This is a genomic window from Bradyrhizobium sp. USDA 4353 (genome assembly GCF_054063215.1).
Map to the genome: position 1 here is coordinate 886,618 of NZ_JBSSGB010000001.1, position 26,463 is coordinate 913,080.

Annotated in this window: 25 protein-coding genes; 12 read left to right on the top strand and 13 right to left on the bottom strand. The window is 65.0% G+C overall.

The window, feature by feature from the left end:
• Positions 1-5: 5 nt before the first annotated feature.
• The 6 genes from ACVILH_RS03985 (at position 6) to ACVILH_RS04010 (ending at position 7,490) form a co-directional block, all read left to right on the top strand.
• The gene (locus ACVILH_RS03985) at positions 6-884 is read left to right on the top strand and encodes a branched-chain amino acid ABC transporter permease (protein WP_456711723.1); all 879 of its coding nucleotides are present in this window, start codon (positions 6-8) and stop codon (positions 882-884) included.
• Between the two features lie 2 nt (positions 885-886).
• The gene (locus tag ACVILH_RS03990; protein ID WP_456711724.1) at positions 887-1,903 is read left to right on the top strand and encodes a branched-chain amino acid ABC transporter permease; all 1,017 of its coding nucleotides are present in this window, start codon (positions 887-889) and stop codon (positions 1,901-1,903) included.
• Between the two features lie 10 nt (positions 1,904-1,913).
• Positions 1,914-3,137, top strand: a complete 1,224-nt coding sequence (locus tag ACVILH_RS03995; protein WP_456711725.1) for an ABC transporter substrate-binding protein — start codon at positions 1,914-1,916, stop codon at positions 3,135-3,137.
• A gap of 346 nt (positions 3,138-3,483) precedes the next feature.
• Positions 3,484-4,707 carry an ABC transporter substrate-binding protein gene (locus tag ACVILH_RS04000; protein WP_456711726.1) on the top strand — a complete coding sequence of 408 codons (1,224 nt, stop codon included), beginning with the start codon at positions 3,484-3,486 and terminating at the stop codon, positions 4,705-4,707.
• A 247-nt stretch (positions 4,708-4,954) separates the two neighbouring features.
• Positions 4,955-6,181 (top strand): ABC transporter substrate-binding protein, encoded by a 1,227-nt coding sequence (locus tag ACVILH_RS04005; protein WP_456711727.1) that lies wholly within the window; start codon positions 4,955-4,957, stop codon positions 6,179-6,181.
• A gap of 28 nt (positions 6,182-6,209) precedes the next feature.
• On the top strand, positions 6,210-7,490 hold the full coding sequence (locus ACVILH_RS04010; protein WP_456711728.1) for a glycerate kinase type-2 family protein: 1,281 nt from the start codon (positions 6,210-6,212) through the stop codon (positions 7,488-7,490).
• A 13-nt stretch (positions 7,491-7,503) separates the two neighbouring features.
• On the opposite strand, the gene ACVILH_RS04015 is transcribed toward ACVILH_RS04010, so the two are convergent.
• Entirely contained in the window at positions 7,504-8,010 is a 507-nt protein-coding gene (locus tag ACVILH_RS04015) for a MarR family winged helix-turn-helix transcriptional regulator (RefSeq protein ID WP_456711729.1), read from the bottom strand.
• Positions 8,011-8,202: 192 nt separating this feature from the next.
• Here ACVILH_RS04015 and ACVILH_RS04020 point away from each other — a divergent pair, with 192 nt between their 5' ends.
• Genes ACVILH_RS04020 through ACVILH_RS04030 form a run of 3 tightly spaced genes read left to right on the top strand, consistent with a single transcriptional unit; the run spans position 8,203 to position 11,738 of the window.
• Positions 8,203-9,243 (top strand): branched-chain amino acid ABC transporter permease, encoded by a 1,041-nt coding sequence (locus tag ACVILH_RS04020; protein WP_456711730.1) that lies wholly within the window; start codon positions 8,203-8,205, stop codon positions 9,241-9,243.
• A 3-nt stretch (positions 9,244-9,246) separates the two neighbouring features.
• Positions 9,247-11,016, top strand: coding sequence for a branched-chain amino acid ABC transporter ATP-binding protein/permease (locus ACVILH_RS04025; protein WP_456711731.1), 1,770 nt, complete (start codon positions 9,247-9,249; stop codon positions 11,014-11,016).
• Entirely contained in the window at positions 11,013-11,738 is a 726-nt protein-coding gene (locus ACVILH_RS04030) for an ABC transporter ATP-binding protein (RefSeq protein ID WP_456711732.1), read from the top strand. Before ACVILH_RS04025 ends, ACVILH_RS04030 begins: the two co-directional genes overlap by 4 nt.
• 29 nt (positions 11,739-11,767) lie before the next feature.
• Here the strand turns inward: ACVILH_RS04030 and ACVILH_RS04035 are convergent, their stop codons facing one another.
• The 7 genes from ACVILH_RS04035 to ACVILH_RS04065 all read right to left on the bottom strand — a co-directional run bounded on the left by ACVILH_RS04035 (position 11,768) and on the right by ACVILH_RS04065 (position 19,449).
• Entirely contained in the window at positions 11,768-12,574 is an 807-nt protein-coding gene (locus tag ACVILH_RS04035) for a shikimate dehydrogenase family protein (RefSeq protein WP_456711733.1), read from the bottom strand.
• Positions 12,575-12,670: 96 nt separating this feature from the next.
• Positions 12,671-13,816, bottom strand: coding sequence for an ABC transporter substrate-binding protein (locus tag ACVILH_RS04040; RefSeq protein ID WP_456711734.1), 1,146 nt, complete (start codon positions 13,814-13,816; stop codon positions 12,671-12,673).
• 212 nt (positions 13,817-14,028) lie between these two features.
• A complete protein-coding gene (locus ACVILH_RS04045) occupies positions 14,029-14,448 on the bottom strand; it encodes an acyl-CoA thioesterase (protein ID WP_006609537.1) in 420 nt (139 codons plus the stop codon).
• 348 nt (positions 14,449-14,796) lie between these two features.
• Positions 14,797-15,561 (bottom strand): SDR family NAD(P)-dependent oxidoreductase, encoded by a 765-nt coding sequence (locus ACVILH_RS04050; protein WP_456711735.1) that lies wholly within the window; start codon positions 15,559-15,561, stop codon positions 14,797-14,799.
• Between the two features lie 24 nt (positions 15,562-15,585).
• On the bottom strand, positions 15,586-17,487 hold the full coding sequence (locus ACVILH_RS04055) for a feruloyl-CoA synthase (RefSeq protein WP_456711736.1): 1,902 nt from the start codon (positions 17,485-17,487) through the stop codon (positions 15,586-15,588).
• Between the two features lies 1 nt (position 17,488).
• Complete coding sequence (locus ACVILH_RS04060) at positions 17,489-18,289, bottom strand: crotonase/enoyl-CoA hydratase family protein (protein ID WP_456711737.1); 801 nt, start codon at positions 18,287-18,289, stop codon at positions 17,489-17,491.
• Positions 18,290-19,074: 785 nt separating this feature from the next.
• Positions 19,075-19,449 carry a hypothetical protein gene (locus ACVILH_RS04065; protein WP_456711738.1) on the bottom strand — a complete coding sequence of 125 codons (375 nt, stop codon included), beginning with the start codon at positions 19,447-19,449 and terminating at the stop codon, positions 19,075-19,077.
• A 363-nt stretch (positions 19,450-19,812) separates the two neighbouring features.
• On the opposite strand from ACVILH_RS04065, the gene ACVILH_RS04070 reads away from it, so the two are divergent.
• Positions 19,813-20,175, top strand: coding sequence for a hypothetical protein (locus ACVILH_RS04070; RefSeq protein WP_456711739.1), 363 nt, complete (start codon positions 19,813-19,815; stop codon positions 20,173-20,175).
• Positions 20,176-20,386: 211 nt separating this feature from the next.
• Here ACVILH_RS04070 and ACVILH_RS04075 read toward each other — a convergent pair whose 3' ends face one another.
• The 4 genes from ACVILH_RS04075 to ACVILH_RS04090 all read right to left on the bottom strand — a co-directional run bounded on the left by ACVILH_RS04075 (position 20,387) and on the right by ACVILH_RS04090 (position 23,997).
• Positions 20,387-20,866, bottom strand: a complete 480-nt coding sequence (locus tag ACVILH_RS04075; protein ID WP_456711740.1) for a DUF3237 domain-containing protein — start codon at positions 20,864-20,866, stop codon at positions 20,387-20,389.
• The gene (locus tag ACVILH_RS04080) at positions 20,863-22,182 is read right to left on the bottom strand and encodes a TRAP transporter large permease (protein ID WP_006611345.1); all 1,320 of its coding nucleotides are present in this window, start codon (positions 22,180-22,182) and stop codon (positions 20,863-20,865) included. The genes ACVILH_RS04075 and ACVILH_RS04080 overlap by 4 nt, the downstream gene beginning before the upstream one ends.
• Positions 22,183-22,188: 6 nt before the next feature.
• Complete coding sequence (locus tag ACVILH_RS04085) at positions 22,189-22,698, bottom strand: TRAP transporter small permease (protein ID WP_257166279.1); 510 nt, start codon at positions 22,696-22,698, stop codon at positions 22,189-22,191.
• A 279-nt stretch (positions 22,699-22,977) separates the two neighbouring features.
• Positions 22,978-23,997, bottom strand: coding sequence for a TRAP transporter substrate-binding protein (locus ACVILH_RS04090; protein ID WP_456711741.1), 1,020 nt, complete (start codon positions 23,995-23,997; stop codon positions 22,978-22,980).
• A 406-nt stretch (positions 23,998-24,403) separates the two neighbouring features.
• Here ACVILH_RS04090 and ACVILH_RS04095 point away from each other — a divergent pair, with 406 nt between their 5' ends.
• Positions 24,404-24,817 carry a PaaI family thioesterase gene (locus ACVILH_RS04095; protein ID WP_456711742.1) on the top strand — a complete coding sequence of 138 codons (414 nt, stop codon included), beginning with the start codon at positions 24,404-24,406 and terminating at the stop codon, positions 24,815-24,817.
• A 4-nt stretch (positions 24,818-24,821) separates the two neighbouring features.
• Here ACVILH_RS04095 and ACVILH_RS04100 read toward each other — a convergent pair whose 3' ends face one another.
• Positions 24,822-25,706 carry a LysR family transcriptional regulator gene (locus ACVILH_RS04100; protein ID WP_456711743.1) on the bottom strand — a complete coding sequence of 295 codons (885 nt, stop codon included), beginning with the start codon at positions 25,704-25,706 and terminating at the stop codon, positions 24,822-24,824.
• A gap of 120 nt (positions 25,707-25,826) precedes the next feature.
• Here ACVILH_RS04100 and ACVILH_RS04105 point away from each other — a divergent pair, with 120 nt between their 5' ends.
• Positions 25,827-26,462: a pyridoxamine 5'-phosphate oxidase family protein gene (locus ACVILH_RS04105; protein ID WP_456711744.1), complete on the top strand. Its 636-nt coding sequence runs from the start codon at positions 25,827-25,829 to the stop codon at positions 26,460-26,462.
• Position 26,463: the final 1 nt, after the last annotated feature.

Sequence of the window (26,463 nt, forward strand, 5' to 3'; positions counted from 1 at the left end):
GGACGATGGAACTCTTCACCAACCAGGTCCTGGCCGGCATCGCGACGGGCGCGATCTACGCCTGCATGGCGCTCGCCGTCGTGATGATCTACCAGGCGATCGACCATCTCAACTTCGCGCAAGGCGAGATGGCGATGTTCTCGACCTTCATCTCCTGGCAGCTGATGCAATGGGGGCTGCCCTATTGGGGCGCCTTCATCGCCACGCTGATCTTCTCCTTCATCGGCGGCATCGCGATCGAGCGCGTGCTGTTCAAGCCGCTGACCAAGGCGCCGATCCTCACGCAAGTCGCCGGCTTCATCGCTCTGTTCTCGATCATCAACTCCTGCGCCGGACTGATCTGGGACTTCACGATCAAGCAGTATCCCACGCCGTTCGGCTCCTCGCCCTTCCTCGGCAGCCAGCTGATCTCGACCCATCAGGCCGGCATGATCGGCATCACCCTGCTGCTCCTCGTGGGGCTGTACTTCTTCTTCCAGTACACTCGCGTCGGTCTCGCCATGCGGGCGGCGGCGGCGCTGCCCGAATCGGCCCGGCTGGTCGGCATCAACACGTCCTGGATGATCGCGCTCGGCTGGGGCATGGCGGCGGCGATCGGCTCGATCGCCGGCATGCTGATCGCCCCGGTGGTGTTCCTCGAGCCCAACATGATGGGCGGCGTGCTGATCTACGGCTTTGCCGCAGCCGTGCTCGGCGGCCTCACCAGCCCATTCGGCGCGGTGCTCGGCGGCTTCCTGGTCGGCATCTTCGAGAACCTCGCCGGCACCTACATCCCGCATGTGGGCAATGAGATGAAGCTGCCGATCGCGCTGGCGCTGATCATCTCCGTCCTGGTCATCAAACCCGCCGGCCTGTTCGGCCGCAACATCGTGAAGCGAGTCTGATCATGAGCGCAGTCGAGGAAATCGCATCCCCAGCGCCCGCGGTCGAGGCCGTTCCGAAGCGGGCCATGACCCTGAGCTCCGGCACCACCTTCGTCGTCGTGCTGCTGCTTCTGGTTGTGCCGCTGTTCGTCAAGAACTTCATCATCTTCCAGATGACGATGCTTCTGATCTATGGTCTCGCCGTGCTGGCGCTGAACATCCTGACCGGCGGCTCCGGACAGTTCTCGCTCGGACAGAGCGCGTTCTATGCCGTCGGCGCCTATACGTCGGCGATCCTGATGGAGCAGTACAACGTCAACTACGCGCTGACCCTGCCGATCGCAGGCGTGATCTGCTTCGGCTTCGGCTTCCTGTTCGGCCAGCCGGCGCTGCGGCTGTCCGGCGTCTATCTGGCCCTGGCAACCTTCGCACTCGCCACCGCCATGCCGCAGATCCTCAAGCTCGGCTTCTTTGAGCATTGGACCGGCGGCGTGCAGGGTCTGGTCGTGACCAAGCCGGACGCGCCGTTCGGCCTGCCGATGTCGCAGGACATGTGGCTTTACTACTTCACGCTGGCGATCACGATTGCGATCTATGTGTTCTCGGTGAACCTGCTGCGCTCGCGCTCCGGCCGGGCGTTCATGGCGATCCGCGACAACGAGATCGCCGCCTCCGCCATGGGTATCGACGTCGCGACTTATAAGACGCTGGCGTTCGGTGTCAGCGCGGGGATCACGGGCGTCGCCGGCGGGCTCGGGGCGATCGCGGTGCAGTTCGTGGCGCCGGACAGCTACACGATCGTGCTCGCGATCTCGCTGTTCCTCGGCATGGTCGTCGGCGGCGTCGGCTGGCTGCCCGGCTCGTTCGTCGGCGCGGCCTTCATCATCTTTGTTCCCAACATTGCCGAAGGCATCTCCAAGGGCCTGTCCGGCGCGGTGTTCGGCGTGTTGCTGTTCCTCGTCATCTTCCTCGTCCCGCACGGTTCGCGGCAGGTGGCGATGGTGGCGCAGCAGCTCATCGGCAAACTCAGAAAGAACTAAGGAGGAACTCTTGCAGGTCGCTCACCATCTACGGATCGCCGCCCTTGCGACGGCGGTCGTCGCCCTCAGCTCGGGCGCAGCCTTCGCCCAGAAGAAATACGACACCGGCGCGTCCGACACCGAGATCAAGGTCGGCAACATCATGCCCTATAGCGGACCCGCGTCCGCTTACGGCGTGATCGGCAAGACCGAGGAAGCGTATTTCAAGAAGATTAATGCCGAGGGCGGCATCAACGGCCGCAAGATCAACTTCGTCACCTATGATGACGCCTACTCGCCGCCCAAGGCTGTCGAGCAGGTGCGCAAGCTGGTCGAGAGCGACGAGGTCTTGTTCGTTTTCAACCCGCTCGGCACGCCGTCGAACTCGGCGATCCAGAAATATCTCAACGGCAAGAAGATCCCGCAGCTGTTCGTCGCCACCGGCGCCACCAAGTGGAACGATCCGAAGAACTTCCCGTGGACCATGGGTTGGCAGCCGAGCTACCAGAGCGAGGGCCGCATCTACGCGAAGTACCTGCTGAAGGAGAAGCCGGGCGCCAAGATCGGCGTGCTGTTCCAGAACGACGATTTCGGCAAGGACTACCTGAAGGGCCTCAAGGACGGCCTCGGCGACAAGGCCGCGTCGATGATTGTGATGGAGGAGAGCTACGAGACCTCCGAGCCCTCGATCGACGGCCACATCGTCAAGCTGAAGGCCTCCGGCGCCGACACCTTCTTCAGCGTCACCACGCCGAAATTCGCGGCGCAGGCGATCAAGAAGCTCGCCGAGATCGACTGGCATCCGACCCATCTCGTCGTCAACGTCTCGGCCTCGGTCGGCAGCGTGATCAAGCCGGCCGGCTTCGAGAACTCGCAAGGGATCCTCTCGGCCGCCTACGCCAAGGACGCTGCGGACGCGCAGTGGGACAATGATCCCGGCATGAAGAAGTTCTTCGACTTCCTCGCGCAATACGCTCCCGACGCCAACAAGCTCGACAGCTCGACGGTCTACGGCTACGGCGCGGCGCAGACGCTGGTGAAGGTGCTGCAGATGTGCGGCGACGACCTCACCCGCGCCAACGTCATGAAGCAGGCCGCGAGCCTGAAGGACTTTGCGCCGGACACGCTGCTGCCGGGTGTCAAGATCAACACCTCGGCCACCGACTTCGCCCCGATCGAGCAGCTGCAGATGATGCGGTTCAAGGGCGAGAAGTGGGAGCTGTTCGGCGAGGCCATCAGCGGCGCCGTCGAGTAGCTCACGAGAGCCATCGCGCATCGCCATCAACGAGCGGTGTCGATCTCCACTGGCCCTCCGTGCCACCGGCGCGGAGGGCTTTTTCGTGGATGCTCGGCACAGCTAACAGCGGCCGTCTCACGCCGGCCATTGATCTCAGGCTGTTCTTGCAAAGCACGCACCCGTCGAGATTGCGCGCTCTCTCGCAGCTGCACACGGCTGATTGCCGCAGCAGACCGCGAAAACACGGACCGTGCCGCGATGTCGCAGCCGCGCCCCACCTGCTCTGCTATAGTTTCCCCGTCACAATGAGAGCCTCCAGCAAGGAGGCCATGACAAATCATCACCAACACGGGAGACACGCACAATGATGATCACGCGCAGGGCCGCCCTCGCCTCGGTCGCCGCCATCGCCTTCGCCTCGTCAGGCGCATTCGCCGCCGACAAGAAATACGACACCGGCGCTTCGGATACTGAGATCAAGATCGGCAACATCATGCCCTATAGCGGGCCGGCCTCGGCCTACGGCATCATCGGCAAGACGGAAGCGGCCTACTTCAAGAAGATCAATGCCGAGGGCGGCATCAACGGCCGCAAGATCAACTTCGTCTCCTACGACGACGCCTATTCGCCGCCGAAAGCCGTCGAGCAGGCGCGCAAGCTGGTCGAGAGCGATGAAGTCCTGATGATCTTCAACTCGCTCGGAACGCCGTCGAACACGGCGATCCAGAAATACATGAACTCCAAGAAGGTGCCGCAACTGTTCGTCGCGACCGGCGCCACCAAGTGGAACGACCCGTCGAACTTCCCGTGGACCATGGGCTGGCAGCCGAGCTACCAGGCGGAGTCGCGCATCTATGCGAAATACCTTCTGAAGGAGAAGCCCGGCGCCAAGATCGCCGTGCTGTATCAGAACGACGATTACGGCAAGGACTATCTGAAGGGCCTCAAGGACGGGCTCGGCGCCAAGGCGGCCAGCATGATCGTCATGGAGGAGAGCTACGAGACGACGGAGCCGACGATCGACAGCCACATTGTCAAGCTCAAGGCGACCGGCGCCGATGTCTTCATGAACATCACGACGCCGAAATTCGCGGCGCAGGCGATCAAGAAGGTCAAGGAAATCGACTGGAAGGCGCTGCACCTCCTCAACAACGTGTCAGCTTCGGTCGGAAGCGTGCTGCGGCCGGCCGGCTTCGAGAATTCGCAGGACATCATCTCGGCCGCCTACCTCAAGGATGTCTCCGACCCGCAATGGAAGGACGATGCCGGGATGAAGCAGTTCCTGGAGTTCATGGCCAAGGATTTTCCGGAAGGCGACAAGCTCGATGGCGGTGCCGTCGTCGGCTACGGCGTGGCGCAGACCCTGGTGCAGGTGCTGAAGCAGTGCGGCGACGATCTCACCCGTGAGAACGTCATGAAGCAGGCAGCGAGCTTGCGCAGCTTCCGCACGGAGATGCTGCTGCCCGGCATTTCCATCAACACGTCTGCGACCGACTTCGCGCCGGTCAGTCAATTGCAGCTGATGCGCTTCAAGGGCGACAGGTGGGAACTGTTCGGCGATGTGATCTCGGCCGACGTCGGAGGTTGATGTCGGCGAACTGATCATGCCTCCTGCGGCGTCACGCCGCAGGAGGCATGATCTGCGAACAAGTCCACTTTCTTTTCCCACCATTCTTTAAGCTAGGAGTTCACGGAACGGCGGTCATGCGCCGGCACCGGTTACGCTGCGCGCGCGGCTAGGCTATGGGGACACCTTCGGAGTGAAACGAGTCGCCCTGATCGCGGCGAGTCCAACAACAAGGCCAAGCTCCAAGGCCGCGAAGGAGTCTCCCCACGTGACCACTGCCCTCACCCGCCGCACGCTCTCCGGCCTGCTCGGCCTCGCTTTGGCCGGCGCCGCCGTTGGCAGCGCCTACGCGGACAAGAAATACGACAACGGCGCCAGCGACACCGAGATCAAGATCGGCAACATCGTGCCTTATAGCGGCCCGGCCTCGGCCTATGGCTCGGTCGGCAAGGCGATGTCGGCGGTGTTCAAGAAGGTCAATGACGAGGGCGGCATCAACGGCCGCAAGATCAACTTCATCTCCTATGACGACGCCTACTCTCCACCGAAGACGGTGGAGCAGGCGCGCAAGCTGGTCGAGAGCGACGAGGTGCTGTTCCTGTTCGGCGTCCTCGGCACGGCGCCGAACACGGCGATCCAGAAATACATGAACGCCAAAAAGGTGCCGCAGCTGTTCGTCGCGACCGGCGCGACCAAGTGGAACGAGCCCAAGACCAATCCGTGGACCATGGGCTGGCTGCCGAGCTATCAGTCGGAGGCGCGCATCTATGCGAAATATCTCACGGCGCAGCAGCCGACCGGCAAGATCGCGGTGCTCTATCAGAACGACGACATGGGCAAGGACTATCTGAAGGGCCTCAAGGACGGTCTCGGCAGCGAGGCCTCGCGCGTGGTGCTGGAGGAGAGCTACGAGATCGCCGAGCCGACGGTGGAGTCGCACATCGTCAAGATGAAGTCGGCCAATCCTGATGTCGTCATCCTGTTCACGACGCCGAAATCGGGCGCGCAGGCGATCAAGAAGCTCGGCGAGATGAACTGGAAGCCGCTCACCATCATCTCCAACGTCAGCGCCTCGACCGCGGCCGTGATGCGGCCGGCAGGCGTCGAGAACTCGCAGGGCGTGATCTCGGCCGCCTACGCCAAGGATGCCTCGGATCCACAGTGGGCCAATGACCCCGGCCTCGGCGCGTTCCGCGAGCTGCTCGCGAAATACCTGCCGGAGATCAATCCCGTGGATTCGTCGGCGCTGACCGGCTACAACATCGCCACCACGATGGTCGAGGTGCTCAAGCGATGCGGCGACGAACTGACTCGCGCGAATGTCATGAAGCAGGCGGCAAGCCTGAAGCAGTTTGCGCAAGGCGGGCTGCTGCCCGGCGTCACCTTGACCACGGGGCCCGACGATTTCCAGCCGATCGAGCAGCTGCAGCTGATGCAGTTCAAGGGCGAGCGCTGGCAGCTGTTCGGCGAGGTCATGAGCGGCGAGCTGAAGTAGACAATCGCGCAGCCGCGGGCGGCACCCCATGAGCAGCCGCCGTCCGCTGTTGCGTTCCATCTTCGACGCCGCGGTCGCCGCGGCGCATCCCGATGTCGTGCTGCCGGGATTCCTCCCGGCAGCGCCAAAGGGACGGATCATCTGCGTCGCCGCCGGCAAGGGCGCCGCGGCGATGGCGGTCGCCGCCGAGCGGCACTATCTCGACACGCTCGGGTTCGATCCGGCGAAGCTCGTCGGCATCGCAACGACCCGTCATGGCCACGGCGTGCCGACGCGGCGCGTGAGAGTGATCGAAGCCGGCCATCCGATGCCGGACGAAGCCGGGCTGAAGGCCGCGGACGACACCCTGCAGCTGGCCGCAACGGCCGAAGCCGACGACCTGATGCTGGTGCTGATCTCCGGCGGAGGCTCGGCCAACTGGGTCGCGCCGGCGAACGGCGTCAGCTTCGCGCAGAAGCAGCAGCTGACCCGGGCGCTGCTGCGCTCGGGCGCGCCGATCGGCGAGATGAACATCGTCCGCAAGCATCTGTCGCGCATCAAGGGCGGGCGCCTTGCGAGAGCAGGCCAGAAGGCCGAAATCGTGACGCTCGCGATCTCCGACGTCCCCCACGACGATCCCTCGGCCATCGCCTCGGGACCGACGGTGCCGGATCCGACCACGCTGGCCGATGCCCGTGCGATCGTCGCCAAATACAAGCTCGAGGTCGATCCGGCGATTGCACGGGCGCTCGAGGATGCCGCCAATGAGAGCTGCAAGCCCGGCGATCCCGCCTTCTCCCGCGCCTCGTTCGAGCTGATCGCGCGTCCCGCAAGCTCGCTCGAGGCTGCGGTCGCCACCGTGAAGGCCGCCGGCTATGACGTCGTCGACCTCGGCGCCGATCTCGAGGGCGAGGCCCGCGAGGTGGCCGCCGATCACGCCAAGCTGGCGCGCGAGGCCCGCGCGCTCGGCCGGCGGATGGCGATCATCTCGGGCGGCGAGCTCACGGTGACCGTGCGCGGCCAGGGCCGCGGCGGGCCGAACCAGGAATATGCGCTCGCGCTCGCCGACCTTCTCCAGGACATGGAGGGCGTATCGGCGCTCGCGGGCGACACCGACGGCGCCGACGGCGGCGGCGGCAGCGCCTCCGATCCGGCCGGCGCGCTGGTCGATGCCGAGGTCATTGCGGCAATGCGCGGCCAGAATCTCGATCCGCAGGCCTATCTCGCCAACAACGACGCCACGGCGTTCTTCGCCGCGACCGGCGGCCTGCTGCAGACCGGGCCGACGCTGACCAACGTCAACGACGTCAGGGTGATCCTGGTCGACTGAGCACACGGCGCCGTCAGAACTCCTCCGCGATCTTGGTGAGCATCGCCAGCAATGTCTCGCGGCCGTCGGGGCCGAGCAGCTCGTTCAGCCGCGCCTCGTGCTTGGAGACGACCAGCTTCTTGGCGCGGGCGAGCACGCTCTTGCCCTTCTCGGTCAGCAGCAGGATGTGCGAGCGTCGGTCATTGGCCGAGCGGACGCGGGTGCAGAGGTCGCGGCTTTCCAGGCTGTCCAAAAGCGACACGAAATTGGGCCGGAGAATGCCGAGCGTGTTGGCGATCTCGGTCTGGTTGCGGCCGGGATTGGCGTCGAGCAGCAGCAGCACCGAGAACTGCGCCGGCGTCAGCTGCAAGGGTGCAACGCAGCGAAGGAAGTCCTCGAACACCTTCAACTGCGCCCGTTTCAGCACATAGCCGAGCAGATCGGAGAGTTCGCCGAGCTGGACCGCTTGCGTCTCCTCGACGGCTACGGCAGCTTCCTTGCGGCTGTCCCGCTTGATCACAGGCTTGGCGCTATCGGACATGGCGATCCGCCAAATTCATCTTTGCTTCCATCCCTGGTCTCGAATGCCGTAGCCGGAACAGCGGCCTTGAGATTATAATCGATAATTGTTATCCACTATATCAAACACGGGCAGCCATTCAACTGCTCCGACCAGCCGCGGGCGCAAGGCACCCCACGGCGTGCGGTCACCACAGAGGGGGAGCGTCCTGTCTTGAACACAACGATCTTGCTGTTCCTGTTGCAGGACGGCATTACCAACGGCGCGATCTACGCCCTGCTCGGGCTGGCGCTGGTGCTGGTATTTGCCGTCACCCGCGTCATCCTGATTCCCCAGGGCGAATTCGTCACCTACGGCGCGCTGACTTACGCCTCGCTCGCGGCCGGCCGCATGCCGGGCACCGCCAAGCTCGCGGTCGTGATCGGCCTCGTCGCCTTCGCCTTTGACCTCTATGCGATGCGCAAGACGCTGCACGTGCCGAAGGTCGCACGCGCCTTCGCTCTTCACGTCGCCTTCCCGGTCGTCGTGCTGCTCGCCAGCATGTGGGCGGCCGACCAGCGCATGCCCGCAGGCGTCAGCCTCGTGCTGTCGCTGCTGATCGTCGCCAGCATCGGTCTGTCGCTGTACCGCATCGTGTTCCAACCGCTCGCCCACACCTCGGTGCTGGTGCTGCTGATCGCCTCGGTCGGCGTGCACCTCGCGCTGCAGGGCCTTGGCCTGTTGTTCTTCGGCGCCGAGGGCCAGCGCGGCCCGGCCCTGCTCACCACCAGTGCGACGCTCGGCTCGCTGCGCTTCACCGGCCAGGGCATGGCGGTCTACGGCATCACCATCGCCTTCATCGTCGGCCTCTGGCTGTTCTTCGGCCTGACGCTGTACGGCAAGGCGCTGCGCGCCACCGCGGTCAATCGTCTCGGCGCCCGCCTGGTCGGCATCCGCACCACGCTGTCCGGCCAGATCGCCTTCCTGCTGGCCTCCACCATCGGCGCGCTCTCCGGCATCCTGATCGTTCCGATCACCACGCTTTACTACGACACCGGCTTCCTGATCGGCCTGAAGGGCTTCATCGCCGCGATCATCGGCGGCCTGATCAGCTACCCACTGACGGCAGTCGCCGCGCTCGTCGTCGGCATCGTCGAGGCGTTCTCCTCGTTCTACGCCTCGAACTTCAAGGAAGTCATCGTCTTCACGCTGCTGATCCCGGTCCTGCTGCTGCGTTCGCTCGCCGCGCCCGCGGTCGAAGAAGAGAAGGATTGAGCCGTGCGCGAGCGTTGGCCTCTCATCGTCTTTGCCGTCCTCGTTGCGGCGATCCCTTTCATTCCCGGCATGCCACCGTTCTGGATCGTGCTGCTCGACAATATCGGCCTGTCCGCGCTGGTCGCGATGGGCCTGGTGCTGCTGACCGGCGTCGGCGGCCTCACCTCGTTCGGCCAGGCCGCCTTTGTCGGCTTCGGCGCCTACACCACGGCGGTGCTGTCGGCGAATTACGGCGTGTCGCCCTGGCTGACCCTGCCGCTGTCGCTCCTGGTGTCCGGCCTCGCCGCGGTCCTGCTCGGCCTCGTCACCGTCAGGCTGTCCGGGCACTATCTGCCGCTCGGCACGCTGGCCTGGGGCCTCGGCCTCTACTACCTCTTCAGCAAGCTCGCCTTCCTGGGCCGCAACGACGGCGTCTCCGGCATCCCGCCGCTGTCGATCGGCAGTTTCAAGATGCTCGATCCCGGCACGATCTACTACGCGATCTGGGCCGCCGTGCTGATTGCCGCGCTGCTGACGATGAACCTGCTGGACTCCCGCACCGGCCGGGCCATTCGCGCGCTGCGCCGCGGCCACATCGCGGCCGAAGCCTTCGGCGTGTATTCGCCGCGCGCCAAGCTGCTGGTGTTCATCTACGCCGCGGTGCTCGCCGGCCTCTCCGGCTGGCTCTACGCGCACTTCGCCCGGGCCGTGAACCCGACACCGTTCGGCGCGCAGGCCGGCATCGAATATCTGTTCGTCGCGGTGGTCGGCGGCGCCGGCTATGTCTGGGGCGGCGTGCTCGGTGCAGCGATCGTCGTGATCCTGAAGGAGGTGCTGCAAAGCTATCTCCCGCTGCTGCTGCATGGCGAGGGCCAGCTCGAGACCATCGTGTTCGGCATCCTGCTCGTCACCTTGCTCCAGCTCGCGCCGACCGGCCTGTGGCCGTGGCTGACGGCACGGCTGCCGTTCAAGCCGGTCGCCAAGAAGCCGGACACCTCGCTCGAGCTGCCGGCCCGGGTGCGATCCTCCTCGGCGCCGAACGTGCTGCTGCAGGTCGACAATGCGCGCAAACAGTTCGGCGGCGTGGTCGCGGTCAACAACGTCTCGTTCGACGTGCAGGCCCGCGAGATCGTTGCGCTGATCGGCCCCAATGGCGCCGGCAAGAGCACCACCTTCAACCTGATCACCGGCGTGCTGCCGCCGACCTCCGGCAACATCTCGGTGCTCGGCAAGGCCGTCGGCAACGCGCCGCCGCAGGACGTCGTCAAGCTCGGCATTTCCCGCACCTTCCAGCACGTCAAGCTGGTGCCCGACATGACGGTGCTCGAGAACGTCGCGATCGGCGCGCATCTGCGCGGCCATTCCGGCGCGCTGTCGAGCATGTTCCGGCTCGACCGCGCCGACGAGGCCAAGCTTCTCGCGGAGGCCGCGCGCCAGATCGAACGCGTCGGGCTTGGCGACCAGATGCACCAGCTCGCCGGCTCGCTCTCCCTGGGCCAGCAGCGCATCGTCGAGATCGCTCGCGCGCTGTGCGTCGATCCGATGCTGCTGCTGCTCGACGAGCCTGCAGCCGGCCTGCGCCACATGGAGAAGCAGCGCCTCGGCGCGCTGCTGCGCGAACTGCGCGCCGGCGGCATGTCGGTGCTGCTGGTCGAGCACGACATGGGCTTCGTCATGGATCTCGCCGACCGCATCGTGGTGCTCGACTTCGGCACCAAGATCGCCGAGGGCACACCAGCCGCGATCAAGACCAATCCCGAGGTCATCAAGGCGTATCTCGGAGCCGCCGCATGAGCACCCTGCTGGAAGTCACTGACGCCCACGTTTCCTACGGCAAGGTCGAGGCTGTCCGCTCGGTCTCGCTCACCGTCGCCGAGAACGAGATCGTCACCATCATCGGCGCCAACGGCGCCGGCAAGACCACGCTGCTCAGCGCCATCATGGGCGTGTTTCCGCTCAAGGGCCGCGTCGCCTTCCTGGGTGAGGATCTCGCCCGCTACGAGATCGAGGATCGCGTGGCCCGCGGGCTGTGCCTGGTGCCGGAGCATCGTGAGCTGTTCGCCACCATGAACGTCGAGGACAATCTGCAGCTCGGCGCTTTCAGAATGAGCAAGGCGCATGCCTCCAGAGGCTTCGAGCACGTCTACACGCTGTTCCCGAAGCTGAAGGAGCGGCGCAAGCAGCTCGCCGGCACGCTCTCCGGCGGCGAGCAGCAGATGCTGGCGATGGGCCGCGCGCTGATGGGCTCGCCGAAGATGCTGATGCTCGATGAGCCGAGCCTGGGTCTCGCGCCGATCATCGTCGCCGGCATCTTCGAGATCGTCGCCAAGCTGCGCGAGGAAGGCGTCTCGGTGCTGCTGGTCGAGCAGAACGCCAAGGCTGCACTGAAGGTCGCCGACCGCGCTTATGTCATGGAGCTCGGCGAGTTCGTGCTCAACGGCAAGGCCTCGGAGATCGCGACCGACCAGCGTGTCGCGGCGAGCTATCTCGGCTTCGCCGAGGCAGCCGCGCACTGAACCGACCCTGAAATTGGAAAGGCGCTGTCTCAGGATGGCGCCTCCTTCGACAGCAGGAAGTCGACCATCACGCGCTCCAGCGCGTGGTACATGTCGATCCCGGTCGCCGTCAGGCAGCCGCGCTCACGCGCGGCGGCGATGAAGGGCGACACCTCCGGCTTGGTGATGACACAGCCGCAATAGGCTGACGGGCTCACCGTCGCCATGTCGACCGGCAGCGGATCGCCGGGTTGCATGCCGGCCGGCGTCGCGTTGACGACCATGTCGAAGCCGCTGGCGTCGGTGCTGCCGATGGTCGCGCCGCCTTTGCCGCGCTCATTGAGACGCGCGATCAGCGCATCGCGTCGGCCGGCATCGCTGTCGTGAATGGCGAGCTCGCGGACACCGGCATCGATCAGGGCCAGCGCAATCGCCGAGCCAGCACCGCCCGCCCCGACCTGCAAGGCGCGAACGCCGGTGGGATCGAAGCCCACAGCTTTCGCCGCGCCGACGAAGCCCAGACCATCGACCATGTCGCCGTGCCAACGGCCGTTCGCATCGCGCCGCATCAGGTTCACGGCGCCGATGAAGTGCGCGCGCTCGGTCGCGGTCGTGCAGGCGCGATAGCAGGCGAACTTATGCGGGATGGTTGCGACGATGCCGTCGAGATTCTTCACCCGCGTCATCGTTGCCAGGAAGTCGGCGAGATCGGCCGGCGCAACCTGGACCGCGACCAGGATCGCATCGCTCTCGCGATCCGCGAAGGCTTCGCTGACACCGGCGGGCGCGCGCACCTGCGCAATGGGATCGCCGATGATGATGTGGAGCCTGGTGGCGCCGGTGGGGGCGAAGATCATCGCGGGCCTCTTGGGAAACGAAGAACTTCTGGTCCAGATAACCGAAAGGCCGGCTCACCGAGCCGGCCTTTCCTCATCTGCTATGGTTCGTCGAGCTCATTTCGCCGGAACGTATTTGCCGTCCTTCACGGTCAGGATGATGCGGGCGCGGTCGTCGAGGCCGGAGCGATCCTTTTCGGTGAAGTTGTAGACGCCCTGCGAGGCCGCGAGATCCTTCTCGCTCAGCAGCGCCTGGCGGATCGCCTCGCGGAACTCCGGCGTGCCGGGCTTGGCGGTCTTCAGCGCCACCGGAATGACGCGCTTGAGAATCTCGAACGCGTCGAACGAGTGGCCGGCGAACTGGCTGCGGCTGTTCGGGCCATACTTGGCCTCATAGGCCTTGTTCAGCTCGAGGCCGGGCTTCTTGGTCAGCGCACTGTCGTCCTGCGTTTCCGGCGACATCACCGGGCCCGAGGCCATGATCACGCCTTCCGCCGCCTTGCCGGCGATACGGATGAAGTCCATGCTCGCCGCGCCGTGGGTCTGATAGATCAGACCGGTGTAGCCGCGCTCGCGCAGCTCGGTCTGCGGCAGCGCCGCGGCGGTGCCGGAGGCGCCGACCAGAATGGCATCCGGGTTGGCGGCGACCAGCTTCAGCACCTGGCCGGTGACGGAGGTGTCGGGACGCGCGAAGCGCTCCTCGTCGACGATGGTGACACCCATCGGCACGCCCTGGTTCTTCAGATCATTGAACCAGAGGTCGCCGTAGCTGTCGGAGTAGCCGATATAGCCGACGGTCTTGATGTTGTGCGCCTTCATGTGCTCGTAGAGCACCTTGCCCATGATCGGCACCGGCTGCGGCATCACCACCGACCATTTGGTACGCTCCGGCGTGACCGGGAACGGCGCCAGGCCGAAATGCGGAATGCCGGCCTCGTTGGCGACGTTGGACACCGCGATGGTCGGCGGGGTCAGCGCCGAGCCCATGATGATGTCGGCCTTGGATTCGGTCACGAAGCGGCGGGCGTTGGTGGTCGCCGTCGTCGGATCGCCGCCGTCGTCGAGCACGATCACCTTCAGCGGCACGCCGCCGATCTCCTTCGGCACGAATTCCAGCGCGTTGCGCTCGGGAATGCCGAGCGCTGCGCCCGGACCCGTCGTGGTCGTGGTGATGCCGATGGTGATCTCGCTGGTCTGCGCCAGCGCCGGGGCCGATGCCAGCATCGCAATGACGCCAGCCGCCGCCAGATAGGCCTTCCTCATCAAATCCTCCCTCACTCTTTTCGGTTCAGCTCGTGATCCGCCGATCCTGTTTGCAGTCCCGCCCCTGTTTCGGAACGTCTTCCAGTCGACCGGCCGATAGGTGTCCAAACGTGATCATAGCATTGAACACGAGAAGATCACGCCTCACCATCCGACCAAAGCACGACAGCTGAACATCCTTAAGACGGCCGCATGTCGCACCCATTCCGGCCTCATCCTTCGAGAAACTTCGCCCTCATCTCCTCTGGGAAAGGTGCCGATTTGAGCTTGTCCGGATCGGCCGGATCGCGGCCGACCAGCACCCGCGTCTCGAAGCCTTCGATCGCCAGCGCCTCGCCCTTGAACACCTTGTGGGTGACGTCGAAGGATGAGCGCTTGATGCTCTCGACCCGGCTCTCGATCGTGATCCAGTCGCCATAGGTCGAGGGGATGTAGAATTTCGCGCGGGTGTCGACCATGGGGATGCCGACCAGGCCGTAGCGGCGGACGATGTCCTGCTTGGAAAACCCGGCCGCCTCGAACATCACCGAAGTGGCGTCGTCGAACATCGCGAAGTAGCGCGGATAGTAGACGATATTGGCGGGATCGCAGTCGCCCCACTGGATCTGCACGTCGCGGCGGTTGACGAACATCAGTTGTGTACCTCGCTATCAGCCGAGGGGACGGTGCGCCCCCTCTCCCCGTCCTTCACGGGGAGAGGGTTGGGGTGAGGGGCAGCCACGAGCACCAGACTCGCGGAGAGCCCCCCTCACCCGGATTGCATCTGGCGATGCAATCCGACCTCTCCCCGCGCGCGGGGAGAGGTTGGGAGCGTGCTCGTGGCGAACAGTGGTGTGCATCGATCCAACTACGCTTCACCGTTACTAAGTCCGTAGGGTGGGCAAAGGCGCGTAGCGCCGTGCCCACCATTTCCAGCGGCGGTGGGCACGCTGCTTTGCCCACCCTACTTCTTGTTCCTCATTGCGAAAGGCGACGAAATCTCACTTCGGCGCCATGCGGAGCGAGCCGTCGAGGCGGACGACTTCGCCGTTGAGGTAGGGGTTCTCGACCATGTGCAGCGCGAGCGCGGCGAATTCGTCGGCATGGCCGAGGCGGCGCGGGAAGGGAATCGCGGCGGCGAGCGAATCCTGGGCTTCCTGCGGCAGATTGGCGAGCAGCGGCGTGAGGAACAGGCCGGGGGCGATGGTCAGGACGCGGATGCCGAACTGCGCCAGCTCGCGCGCGATCGGCAGGGTCATGCCGACGATGCCGCCCTTCGACGCCGAATAGGCGGACTGTCCGATCTGGCCGTCATAGGCCGCGACGGAGGCCGTGTTGATGACGACGCCGCGCTCGCCGGTCGCCTGCGGCTCCAGCTTGGTCATGCCGACGGTCGCCAGGCGCAGCATGTTGAACGAGCCGATCAAATTGACCTTGATGACCTTCTCGAAATCCGACAGCGCCATCGGGCCGTCGCGGCCGACGACGCGCTTGGCGACGCCGATGCCGGCGCAGTTCACCAGCACGCGCGGCTGCTGGCCGAGGGCCTCGACCGCCTTGGCCACGGCAGCTTCCGCGCCGGCGGCGTCGGAGACGTCGCAGATCACCGGCACGCCCTTGATCTCGGCCGCGACCTCCTCCGCCAGCTTGGCGTTGAGATCGAACACGGCGACCTTGGCGCCCTGCGCGGCGAGCTTGCGGGCGGTGGCGGCGCCGAGGCCCGAGGCGCCGCCGGTGACGATGGCGGCCTGATCCTTCAACAACATGTCGTCTCTCCCTTATTTCGTTGATCAGCCGGCGACGATGATGTCGTCGTCCGGCGTCGACGCGTAGATGCGCTCGATCAGGTCCTTGCGGTTCTCCAGCACGGCACGCTGGTTGATCGAGCCCTTGTCGGTGACCTCGCCCTTGTCGATCGACAAGGGCAAACCGAGCAGCACGGCGCGCGTGATCCGCGTCGAGGAGCCGGTCGCGGTCTTCAGGAATTTCGTGAAGCGCTCGCGGAACGCGGCCACGATCAGCGGATCCGACGCGGTTTCGGCGAGATCGTCGAACGGCAGCGTCGCGTTGATCAGCCGGCAGCCGTCGAGGTCGAGCACCACGATGGCGGCGATCTCGTCGCGGTTGATGCCGGCGATGACGACGTCGCGCGCCAGCGGCGCACAGGCGGCGATGAAGCGCGCCCGCAAGGGTCCGACCGAAACCCAGGTGCCGGACGCCAGCTTGAAGTCCTCGGCGACACGGCCGTCGAAATCGAAGCCGGCGTTGAAGTCGTTGGGATCGGCGGGCTTCAGCGCGTCGCCCATCTGGTAGTAGCCTTCGGGGTCGAAGGCGGCGGCCGAGACTTCGGGAATACGCCAATAGCCGGGGGTGACGTTCGGGCCCTTGGCGCGCACTTCCATCTTGCCGTTGTTCGGCACGAGCTTGGCCTCGTTGCCCGGCACCGGCAAACCCACGTGGCCGGAGCGGCTGGTGCGCGGATTGACCGACATGAAGAATGGCGCGGTCTCGGTTGAGCCGAGGCCGGTCAGCATCGGCACGCGATATCCCGTCTCGGACACCGAGAGCTCGTCGAGCTCGTTCCAGACATGCGGCGCGAGGGCCGCGCCGGAGAAGAACATCGCGTGCAGCCTGCGGAAGAATGTCTTCCGCAACCCTACGTCCTCGCGGAAATACGGCAGCAGCGACTCGTAGCCCTTGGGGACGTTGAAATAGACGGTCGGCGAGATGTCGCGCAGATTCCGCACGGTCTCCTCGATGCCGCCAGGCACCGGCTTGCCCTGGTCGAGATACATCGAGCCGCCATTGAACAGCGTGAGACCGATGTTGTGGTTGCCGCCGAAGGTGTGATTCCACGGCAGCCAGTCGACGATGACAGGCGGCTCGTCCTTCAGGAAGGCGAGCGTCTCGCGGATCATCACCTGGTTGGCGCAGATCATGCGCTGGGTGTTGATGACGGCCTTGGGATTCCCGGTCGAGCCTGAGGTCAGCAGGAATTTCGCGATCGTGTCCGGGCCGATCTTGTCATGGATGGCATCGAGGCCGGCGAACAGCGGCGAGGCGATCAGCTCGGACAGCATCGTGACCTTGCGGCCCGGCACGGAGCCGAACGACGCGACGATCTCGACGCCCTCGGGGACGTTCGCGATCAGCGCGTCCGCGAACTTGTCGGCGTCGTCGACGAAGACGAGGCCGGGCGTCAGCAGCTTCATCAGATAAGCGAGCTTGCCGTAGTCGCGCGACACCAGCGAATAGGCAGGCGACACCGGGCAGAACGGCACACCTGAATAGAGCGATCCGAACGCGACCAGCGCATGGTCGATCGAATTGCCGGAGAGGATCATCACCGGGCGGTCCGGCGACAGGCCGCGGGCGAGCAGGCCGGAGGCGATGTGCCGGCTCGCCGCCAGCAAGGTGCCGTAGCTCAGCTCGCGCCAGCCCTCGGGACCGACGCGCTCCGCCATGAACACGCGCTCCGGCGTCTCCTTGGCGAAGTGATGCAGACGGTCGGTGATGCGCTGCGGGAAATCGCCGAGCGGCTGCTTGGGGCGGAGATAGATGGTGCCGTCGTCGCGGCGTTCGACGTTGACGACGGGATCATTGAAGGAGATGGCGCGCAACGGATGAACACTGGCGCTGCGCGCCGTGTTGTCCGTTCCCCCCTGTGTGATTGTTGTTGTTTGCGCGGTCATGTCACGTCGGCTTCACTTTGGCTGTCTTGTGATCGAGGAAAGCGCGAATGCGGCCCTTGGCCTCCTTGTCGCTCTGCGCGACGGTGGCCATCAGCGATTCCATCAGCAGGCCGGTCTGCGGATTGGCTTCCGCGATCATCGGCAGCGCCTGCAGCACGGCGAAGTTGGTCAGCGGCGCGTTGTTCGCGATCTTGGCCGCGAGCTCCAGCGCCTTGGTCATCGCGCCGCCGGCCTCGACCAGATATTGCGCGAAGCCGTAGGACGAGCCTTCGGTCGCCGAATAGACGCGGCCGGTCAGCATCATGTCCATCATGCGGGCGACGCCGATCAGGCGCGGCAAGCGGACCGAGCCGCCGCCACCGACGAAGATGCCGCGCTGGCCCTCGGGCAGCGCGAAATAGGCGGATGGTTCGGCGACGCGGATATGCGCGGCGCAGGCAAGCTCGAGGCCGCCGCCGATGACGGCGCCCTTCAGCGCGGCGATGACCGGCACGCGGCAATATTGGATGCGGTCGAACACCCGGTGCCACATCTGCGAGTGCACCAGGCCTTCGGTGGCGTCACGCTCGCGCAGCTCGGAGAGGTCGAGGCCGGAGGAGAAATTGTCGCCGAGGCCGTGGATCACGACGCAGCGGATGTCGTCGGGCAGAGAGGTGAAGCACTCGCCGATCGCGAGGATGATGCCGTCATTGAGCGCATTGCGCTTGGCCGGGCGGTTCAGCCCGATCGTCAGGACCGCGCCCTGCTGTTCGATCTGCAGCAGAGACGGATCGCCTGTCGGCGTCGTGTCGGCGTTTCCCATGGGATCTATTGTGTCCTGTTCAGAATAGTTATGTTTTATAACGATCTTTGTAGGAGTCAATAAGCGTCGCCCGAGATCGTGTTGTGCAATGCAAAATGAACGGCGCCGAATGAACTACGCAAGGCGCACGCGCCGCATCGTAAGCCCCGGCAGCGCAAAGGCAAATGACATGATGCGGCATTCCCGCGGCGGTTTCGCGCCCGGGGCTTGCTGATCGTTCACCCTCTCGTGCAGAGGGCGCAGGGAAGGCCAGGCGTCGGCTGACGCCTGCGGCCCGCCTGCTAACAAGAATGCAGGCGGCAGGTACCACAGGTGCAGCCGGAGAACGCCCGGCCTTCCCTGCGCGATGGTTTTCACGCTTCCTTCGCGCTCTCCTCGGGGACCGGCTGATTGACCCCGTCGTTCGACACAGCGCTCCGCGCGCTGACGTCCACTTGACCTCGGCACCGGGAGGTCAGGACCACACGACTTCACGTCCGCGACACGCCGTTCGTCCGCGCGAGCTTTCGCCCACGCTGCGGCATGATCGCGGCCACCGCTCCCCGCCCCGCGTGTCGTGACGATCGCGCGCAACGCCCCTCGGCTCGGGACGGGATGACTGGATCAAATCATGATTTCCGACGAACCGCAAGACATTTTTATTTTTCAGAATTCCGTTGTCTCGGAAGTGATATGCGGCCGCCGGTCACGCTCCGTCACCTTCCTGGGTACGCATGGGACGCTTTTGACCCGAGGCAGAGTTGAGCCTTGAACTGGGCAATCTGCTGTAGCTGAAGCCAGCGGATTTACGTGGCGCAGCATCGCGACAAGTCCTGCAAGAATTGCTGGGCGGTGACCCGCTGCTCGCCTGCCGCAGATGGATCCAAGATGTCCAAGATCAGAACCGTCTCTCCGTCGGAGTGGAGCGAAACTTCGAACCGGTTGAATTCAAAACACCATCGAGATGCCGACGGCTCAGCCATCGCACGCATCAAGAGCTCTCTCACGTGAGGCGTGCACTCACACATGAGAAACTGTTGAAGAAGACTAGGGTGAGCTTTGATCTGTCCAAGCAACTCAGATGCCGACTGCCGCTCATCGCGGTCGCGCTTCGGGCCGAGTTCAGATGCCAGCTTCCTTGCCATCTCGACAGTCTGTCCAGCAGGAAACAAAATGGACAAGCGCTGATCCTGCCACTCGGGTCCGTTGACGTACACAGCCCAGCGCCATTGGCCGTCCTCGCACATCCCAACGATTCTTCGTCCGTTGATTGGGTGGGTGACGCACAAAGGGCCTTCCCACCATACTTCGTCGTGCATAGCGCGGCTCGTCAGTTGAGACCCGTTCATAGCACCTCGCCCCGATGATGTCGCCCGCAGGCCCGGGCCGGCCGGTGCCCCCGGAGCAACGACGCCCCAGGTCCACGCGGTTGCCGGCCTGACGCGACTTCGCAGATGAACGGCCCACAACACCCCATTCAGGGTGGCTTCAAAGCGCACGCGATAGAACGTTGATCGTCACCACACTTCCCAATGGAGGGGACCATGGTTTCGCTGAAGACTTCTCTCGCTGGCGGCGTTGCCGCGCTCGCCGTGACCGCCACCCTGCTCGCCGGCGCGGCGCCGGCCCAGGCGCATGACGGCCGCAACGCGGCGCTCATCGGTGGTCTCCTGGTCGGCGCGCTCGTGGGCGGCGCCATCGCGTCGGAAGCGCAAGCCTATGAGCCCGCACCGGTGTACCGCTCGCAATACCAGTACCGGCCGCAATACCAATACCGCTCGCACTATCGCGACGCGGCGTATGACGGCTACGGCTATGAGGGTTACCGCTACGTTCCGGCCTACCGTGACCGCAATTGCGACCATGGCGGGTACGGCCGCGCCTCGAGCTGGGACGACGAGGACTAGTCTTCGGACTGTCGCGCCTCCGAAGCTGTCGCGACGAACATTGCTGTCAGTGAGTTACTCCGTCATGCCCGGGCTCGTCCCGGGCATCCACGTCGTTCCCAGGATGCCGCACCACGTGGATGGCCGGGACAAGCCCCGGCCATGACGATGCTGGGACAGGCGAGCGCCAAACTCACACCGCCCTCTCTGATCGCTTGACGGAGACTGCCGTCTACAGCACCACGTGCACGTCGATGATGACGCGGTCGGCGTGGCGGGCGGCGGAGCCGATAAAGACGTGCTCCATCAGCCAGCGATATTTGTCGTGGCCGGTCTCGAAGCGCGGATGGGTGCGGAAGTAGATCAGCTTGGGATCGACGGGCTCGCCGCGCTTCAGCTTCTGCAGCAGGTCGACCGGTCCGAAGCGGATGCCGCGGTTCTCGACATAGATGGTGGCGCCGTCGTCGGTCTCGAAGGCGTATTTGGCTTCGAGGTCGATCAGCTCGTTGGGACGGATGACCTGGAAGTCGGCGCCGAAATTGCAGATTTTTCCGCTGACGCCCTCGCCGTTCAGGCCCGGGCCCTTCACATCGCCGCCATGGATCGGAATGATCCGGCGCACGCCGATGCCGGTCTCGCCGGCCGAGGTGACGGCGCCGATCATCACGGTCAGGGTGAAGACGTACTTGGTTTCGAGAACGGGCGTGGTCATCGGTTCATCATCTGTTGCGGCAGCCAGGTGGCGAGCAGCGGGAAGGCGATCAGGATCACCAGGCGGATCAGGTCGGTGGCGACGAAGGGCAGCACGCCCTTGAAGATCGTCGAGAACGACACGTCCTTCACCACCGATTTGATCACGAACACGTTCATGCCGACCGGCGGATGGATCAGGCCGAGTTCGACGGTCATCACGATGATGACGCCGAACCAGATCGGATCGAAGCCGAGATGCGAGATCACCGGGAAGATGATCGGCACGGTCAGGATGATCATCGCCATGGCGTCCATCAGGCAGCCGAGCACGAGATACATCACCATGATCAGCGCCAGCACGCCGTAGGGGCCGAGGCCGAGGCCGGTGAGGAATTCGGTCACCTTCTGCGGCGTCTGCGTCACCGTCAGGAAGTAGCCGAAGATCAGCGCGCCGATCAGCACGGTGAACACGGCCGCCGCGGTGCGCGTCGCCTGCAGCAGCGAGGCCAGGATCTTCTCCTTGTCCAGCCGACCGGTGAACACGCCGATCAGGAACGCGCCGGTGGCGCCGACGCCGCCGGCCTCGGTCGGCGTGAAGCGCGGCAGAAAGGGCAGGCCGTAGAGGCCGCCGATCACGAACAGGAATAAGAGCACCGGCGCCCAGATGCCCTTCAGTCCCGCGATGCGCTCGCGCCACGGCGGCGCCTCGCCCTTCGGGAGGAAATCCGGCCTGACCTTGCCGATCACCGTGATGGTGATCATGTACATGGTCATCGCCAGCAGGCCCGGGATGATGCCGGCAATGAACAGCTTGCCGATGTCTTGCTCGGTGATGATGCCGTAGACCGCGAGCACGGTCGACGGCGGCAGCATCGCGCCTAACGTGCCGCCGGCGGCGATGACGCCGGTGGCGAAGGATTGCGGATAGCCGAAGCGGCGCATCTCGGGATAGGCGACCGCGGAGAAGGTCGCGGCGGTCGCCACCGAGGAGCCGCAGATCGCCGCGAAGCCACCGCAGGCTGCCACCGTGGCGATGCCGAGGCCACCGCGGAGATGCCCGACGAAGCCGTTGGCGGCGCGGAACAGCTCGCGGCTCATGCCGGAGTTGGAGACGAACGTTCCCATCAGCAGGAACATCGGGATCACGCCGAACGTGTAGTCCGTGACCGTGCGCATCGAGGTCTGGCCGACCAGCTTCAGCGCCGCCGTGCCGTTGACGAGATAGGCGAAGCCGGAGACGCCGACGAGGCCCATCGCCATGCCGACGGGCACGCGCAACAGCATCAGGGCGAACAGGGCAACGAAGCCGATGACGGCAACCGCATCCGTGCTCATGCGGCACTACTCCGTGGGCTTGACGTGAGGGTCATGAATCTCCTCGGGATGGAAGATCAGGCGATAGGTCCGGATGGCGATCAGGAGCACCGCCGAGACGTCGCCGATCCAGGCGATGGCGAAGAACGGCCAGGTCGGCATGTGCAGGTCGAAGGTGAGGACGTTGTCCTCATAGGTACCGCGCACCTTGTCGAACAAGGTCCAGGTCTGCACGGTGACGACGAACAGCAGGACGAGCGTGGCGAAGATGTCGATCCAGCGCTGGTAGCGCGGACCGACATTGCCCCAGACGAGATCGACCGTGATGTGGGTACCGCGATACGATGTCGCGGCGATCCCCCAGAAGATCAGGATGCCGAGCAGCATGCGGCCGATGTCGAACGAGTCCGGGATCGCGTAGTTCAGCGTGTTGCGCAGCAGCACCGACAGGAAGATGTCGAGCGCGACGATGCCGACGAAGAACGCGGCGATCCACTCGATCCCGTCGATGATCCGATCCATGAAGGCGCGCTGCATGGCGTGTCCGTTCTCAAGTCAAACGTCTGAGAGATTGAAGCGAGCTGCTGCGCAGCAGGCGGTGGGCTCCCTCGCCCCGCCCTTGCGAAGCGAAGCTTCGCCAGGGCGGGGAGAGGGTTGGGGTGAGGGGCAGCCGCCCGGCAATACGCTGATGGAGAGGTACAGGTCTGGCCGCGAGCACCGCCCGTGCCGTTGCCCCTCACCCCGACCCTCTCCCCGTGAAGGACGGGGAGAGGGAGCGCACCGTCTGCCGCGCGATAGCTTGGGTGACGAGAGAGGCTACTGCGCCAAGGCGTTGTACTTGGCGAGCGAGGCCTTCAGCTCGGTCATGGCGGCGTCGGCGTCGACGCCGGTCTTCTTGACGCCGTCGGCCCAGGTCTTGAACAGCGGCTCGGAGGCCTTCTTCCAGGCGGCGGTCTGCTCGGGGGTGAGCTTGTAGACCTCCTGGTCGGCCTGCGCCTTGATCTTGTCGACGCCGGCGTCCTCGAACTTGCCCCAGGGCTCGCCGACCTTGCCGGCGGCCTCGGTGTTGCAGTTGTCGTCGATCGCCTTTTTTTGCGCCGCCGACATCTGGTTGTACTTGTCCTTGTTCATGACGAACACGAAGGTCGTCACGTACATCGGGGCGTCGATGTGGAATTTGGTGACCTTGTCGACGCCGAACAGCACCAGCGAGCCGGCCGGGAAGAACACGCCGTCGGCGACACCGCGCTCGATGATGTCGCGCACCTCCGGCGCCGACGACTGCACATTGGTGCCGCCGAGCTGGGTGACGAAATTCGCAATGGTCGCATCCGCCGGACGGATCTTCATGCCCTTGAGGTCCTCGGGCATCGTGACCTTCTTGGTCCGGGTGTGCAGCGAGGACGGCGTATGCACGAAGGCGAGGCAGTATTTGACGTCCTTCATCTCCTTCTCGGCATATTTGCGGTACCACGCGTCGAGACCTTCCGATCCGCCCTTGGCGTCGGAGACCAGGAACGGCAGCTCGCCGGCGCCGATGATCGGGAAACGGCCGGGCTGATAGCCGGGATTGACGTAGGTGACGTCGGCAATGCCGTCGCGCGCCATGTCGTAATGGTCGAAAGCCTTGCCGAGCTGCTGGGCCGGAAACACCTTGCCCTTGATGGTGCCGCCGGAGGCCTTCTCGACCGACGCGGCCCAATCCTCCAGCGCCTTCTGTAGCGGATGGCTCGCCGGGACCCAGTGCGAAATCTTCAGATCGAACGTCTTGTCCTGCGCGAGCGCGGGGGTGGTCACACCGGCAGCCAGCGCCAACGCCAGAAGCGTCTTCCTCATCGGGATGTTCTCCTCCATCGACGGGCCTTCGAGGGCCCTTTACTTCATTGTTATAGCATATAACGATCATTGCAAGCGCGGCGGCAGACTTGCCACCATCGCTCGCGCCAAGCGGAGCTTATCGCTGCAGCCGATGCAAGTCTGACGGACGAAAGTTGCAGGCTGATGGCGATTTCATTAACACGTTAAGGATCTCGACTTCACCCGAAATTGTACGGGCCGACCGATACACTGCGGGATTGCCGCACGTCGACGGGTGCCCTGCGACAACATGCGCCATGCGCTCCGGTGCCGACTGCACCCGTTTGAAACGGACGCGCAAAACACGTTTGAAACTTTGTAGGCGGTGCAAAGCACGCGCGGACATCGTTCAATGCTGACATCGTCAGCAATGATAGAGGCGCGCATGAGCACCATTCCGGCCGGCTTCGAGCCGCATTTCCGCAAGAGCCCGTTCACCGATCCCTGGGAGCCGCTTTATGCGAAGAGAACCGACACGGCCGTCATCCTCGGCCTGCGGTTGGCGACGCCGCACACCAATTCGCGCGGGCTGATCCATGGCGGGCTGATCGCCTCGCTCGCCGACAATGCCATGGGCTACAGTTGCGCCCAGGCGCTGGGCTGGGAGGTCTCGCTGGTCACGATCAACCTCGCCGTCGACTATATCGGCAGCGCCGGCATCGGGCAATGGCTGAGCGTCGAGAGCGACGTCATCAAGAGCGGGCGCACGGTGTGCTTCGTGCAGAGCCTGGTGCTGGCCGACGACGCCGTGATCGCGCGGGCCAATGCGACGTTTCGCGTCGTGCCGAAGAAGCCGTGACACGTCAGCCGAAGCGCCAGTTGCAGGTCTCAAGGACCAAATCGATGAATGCGCGGACCTTGGCCGAGAGCAGGCGGGAGCTCGGAAACACGATGTGGATCGGCAGCGGCGGCAGCTCGTATTTCGCCAGCACGCGCTTGAGGCGGCCGGTGCGCAGCCCCTCGGCCGCCTGATAGGCCAGCACGCGCGTTACCCCGCCGCCGGCTTCGGCGTATTGGACGGCAGCGTCCGCATTGTTGGTGACGAGCCTTGGGCTGAGCGTAATGCGCTGCTCCTCGCCATCCCTAACGAAGCGCCAATCGGTGGCATGGCCGAACTGGATGGCCTGGTGCTTGACGAGGGCATCCGGTGCGCGCGGCTCGCCGCTGGCCTTGAAGTAGGCAGGCGCACCGACGACGATCCGCCGCATGCTGCCGACCTGGCGGGCGACAAGCGAGGAATCGCCGAGATGGCCGATGCGCACCGCGCAGTCGATGCCGTCCTCGACCAGATTGACCTGGCGGTCCTCGAGGCGCAGCTCGGCGGCGACCTCCGGATAGCGGCCGAGATAGGCGGCCATGACGGGACCGACATGCAGCCGGCCGAAGCCGACCGGGGCCGACACCACGAGACGCCCGACCGGCTGCAGCCGCTCGCTCGCGGCAGCGAGCTCAGCCTCCTCGAGATCGGCCAGGATGCGCCTGGTGCGTTCGAGGTAGCGCCGGCCGGCATCGGTGAGCGTGACCGAGCGGGTCGTGCGCTGCAGCAGGCGGACGCCGAGATGCTCCTCCAGCGCGGCGATCAGCCGTGTCACCGCTGAGGGCGACAGCTTCATGCGCCGCGCCGCCGGCGCGAACCCGTTCAGGTCGGCCACCGTGACGAAGGCCTTGATGGCATCGATGCGGTCCATCCGATCATTGCAGCATTTGCAATGATCCAGTGTCAACTGTCCGGATTATTTCAGCCGTGATCTGGGACCATATTGGCATCACGGCGGCAGGCACTGCCGCAGCGACAAGGAGTCATTGCGATGACCCAGACAGATATCCGCACTCCCGGCGACGTCATGTTCTCAACCGCCGCGAGGGCGATCCAGGCCCGCAAGGGATCGCGCGACAGCTATGCCCATGTCGAAGAGACCCGCGGCTTCCGCCACGAGGTCGATGCCGATCTGGCCGGCCGCCTCGCCGAGGCCACCAGCTTCTATCTCGCCACCGCCTCGGCCGACGGCCAGCCCTACATCCAGCATCGCGGCGGGCCGAAGGGCTTTCTCAAGGTGCTCGACAGCCGCACCTTGGCGTTCGCCGATTTCAGCGGCAACCGGCAATACATCACGCAGGGCAACCTGTCGGAGAACCCGCGCGCCTACATCTTCGTCATGGACTACGCGCATCGCCGCCGCGTGAAGATCTGGGGCACGGCGCGCGTGGTCGAGGATGATGATGCGCTGACGGCCTCGCTGATGCCGAGAGGCTACAAGGCGCGGCCCGAGCAGGTGATCCTGTTTACGATCGAGGCCTGGGACACCAATTGCCCGCAGCACATCCCGCAGAAGTTCGATGCCGCCGATGTCGCGGAGGCGCTGGCTGTGCGCGACACCAGGATCGCGGAGCTCGAGGCGGAGCTGGCGCGGTTGAAGGGCGAGCCCGTCGCGCCCACCGTGTAGC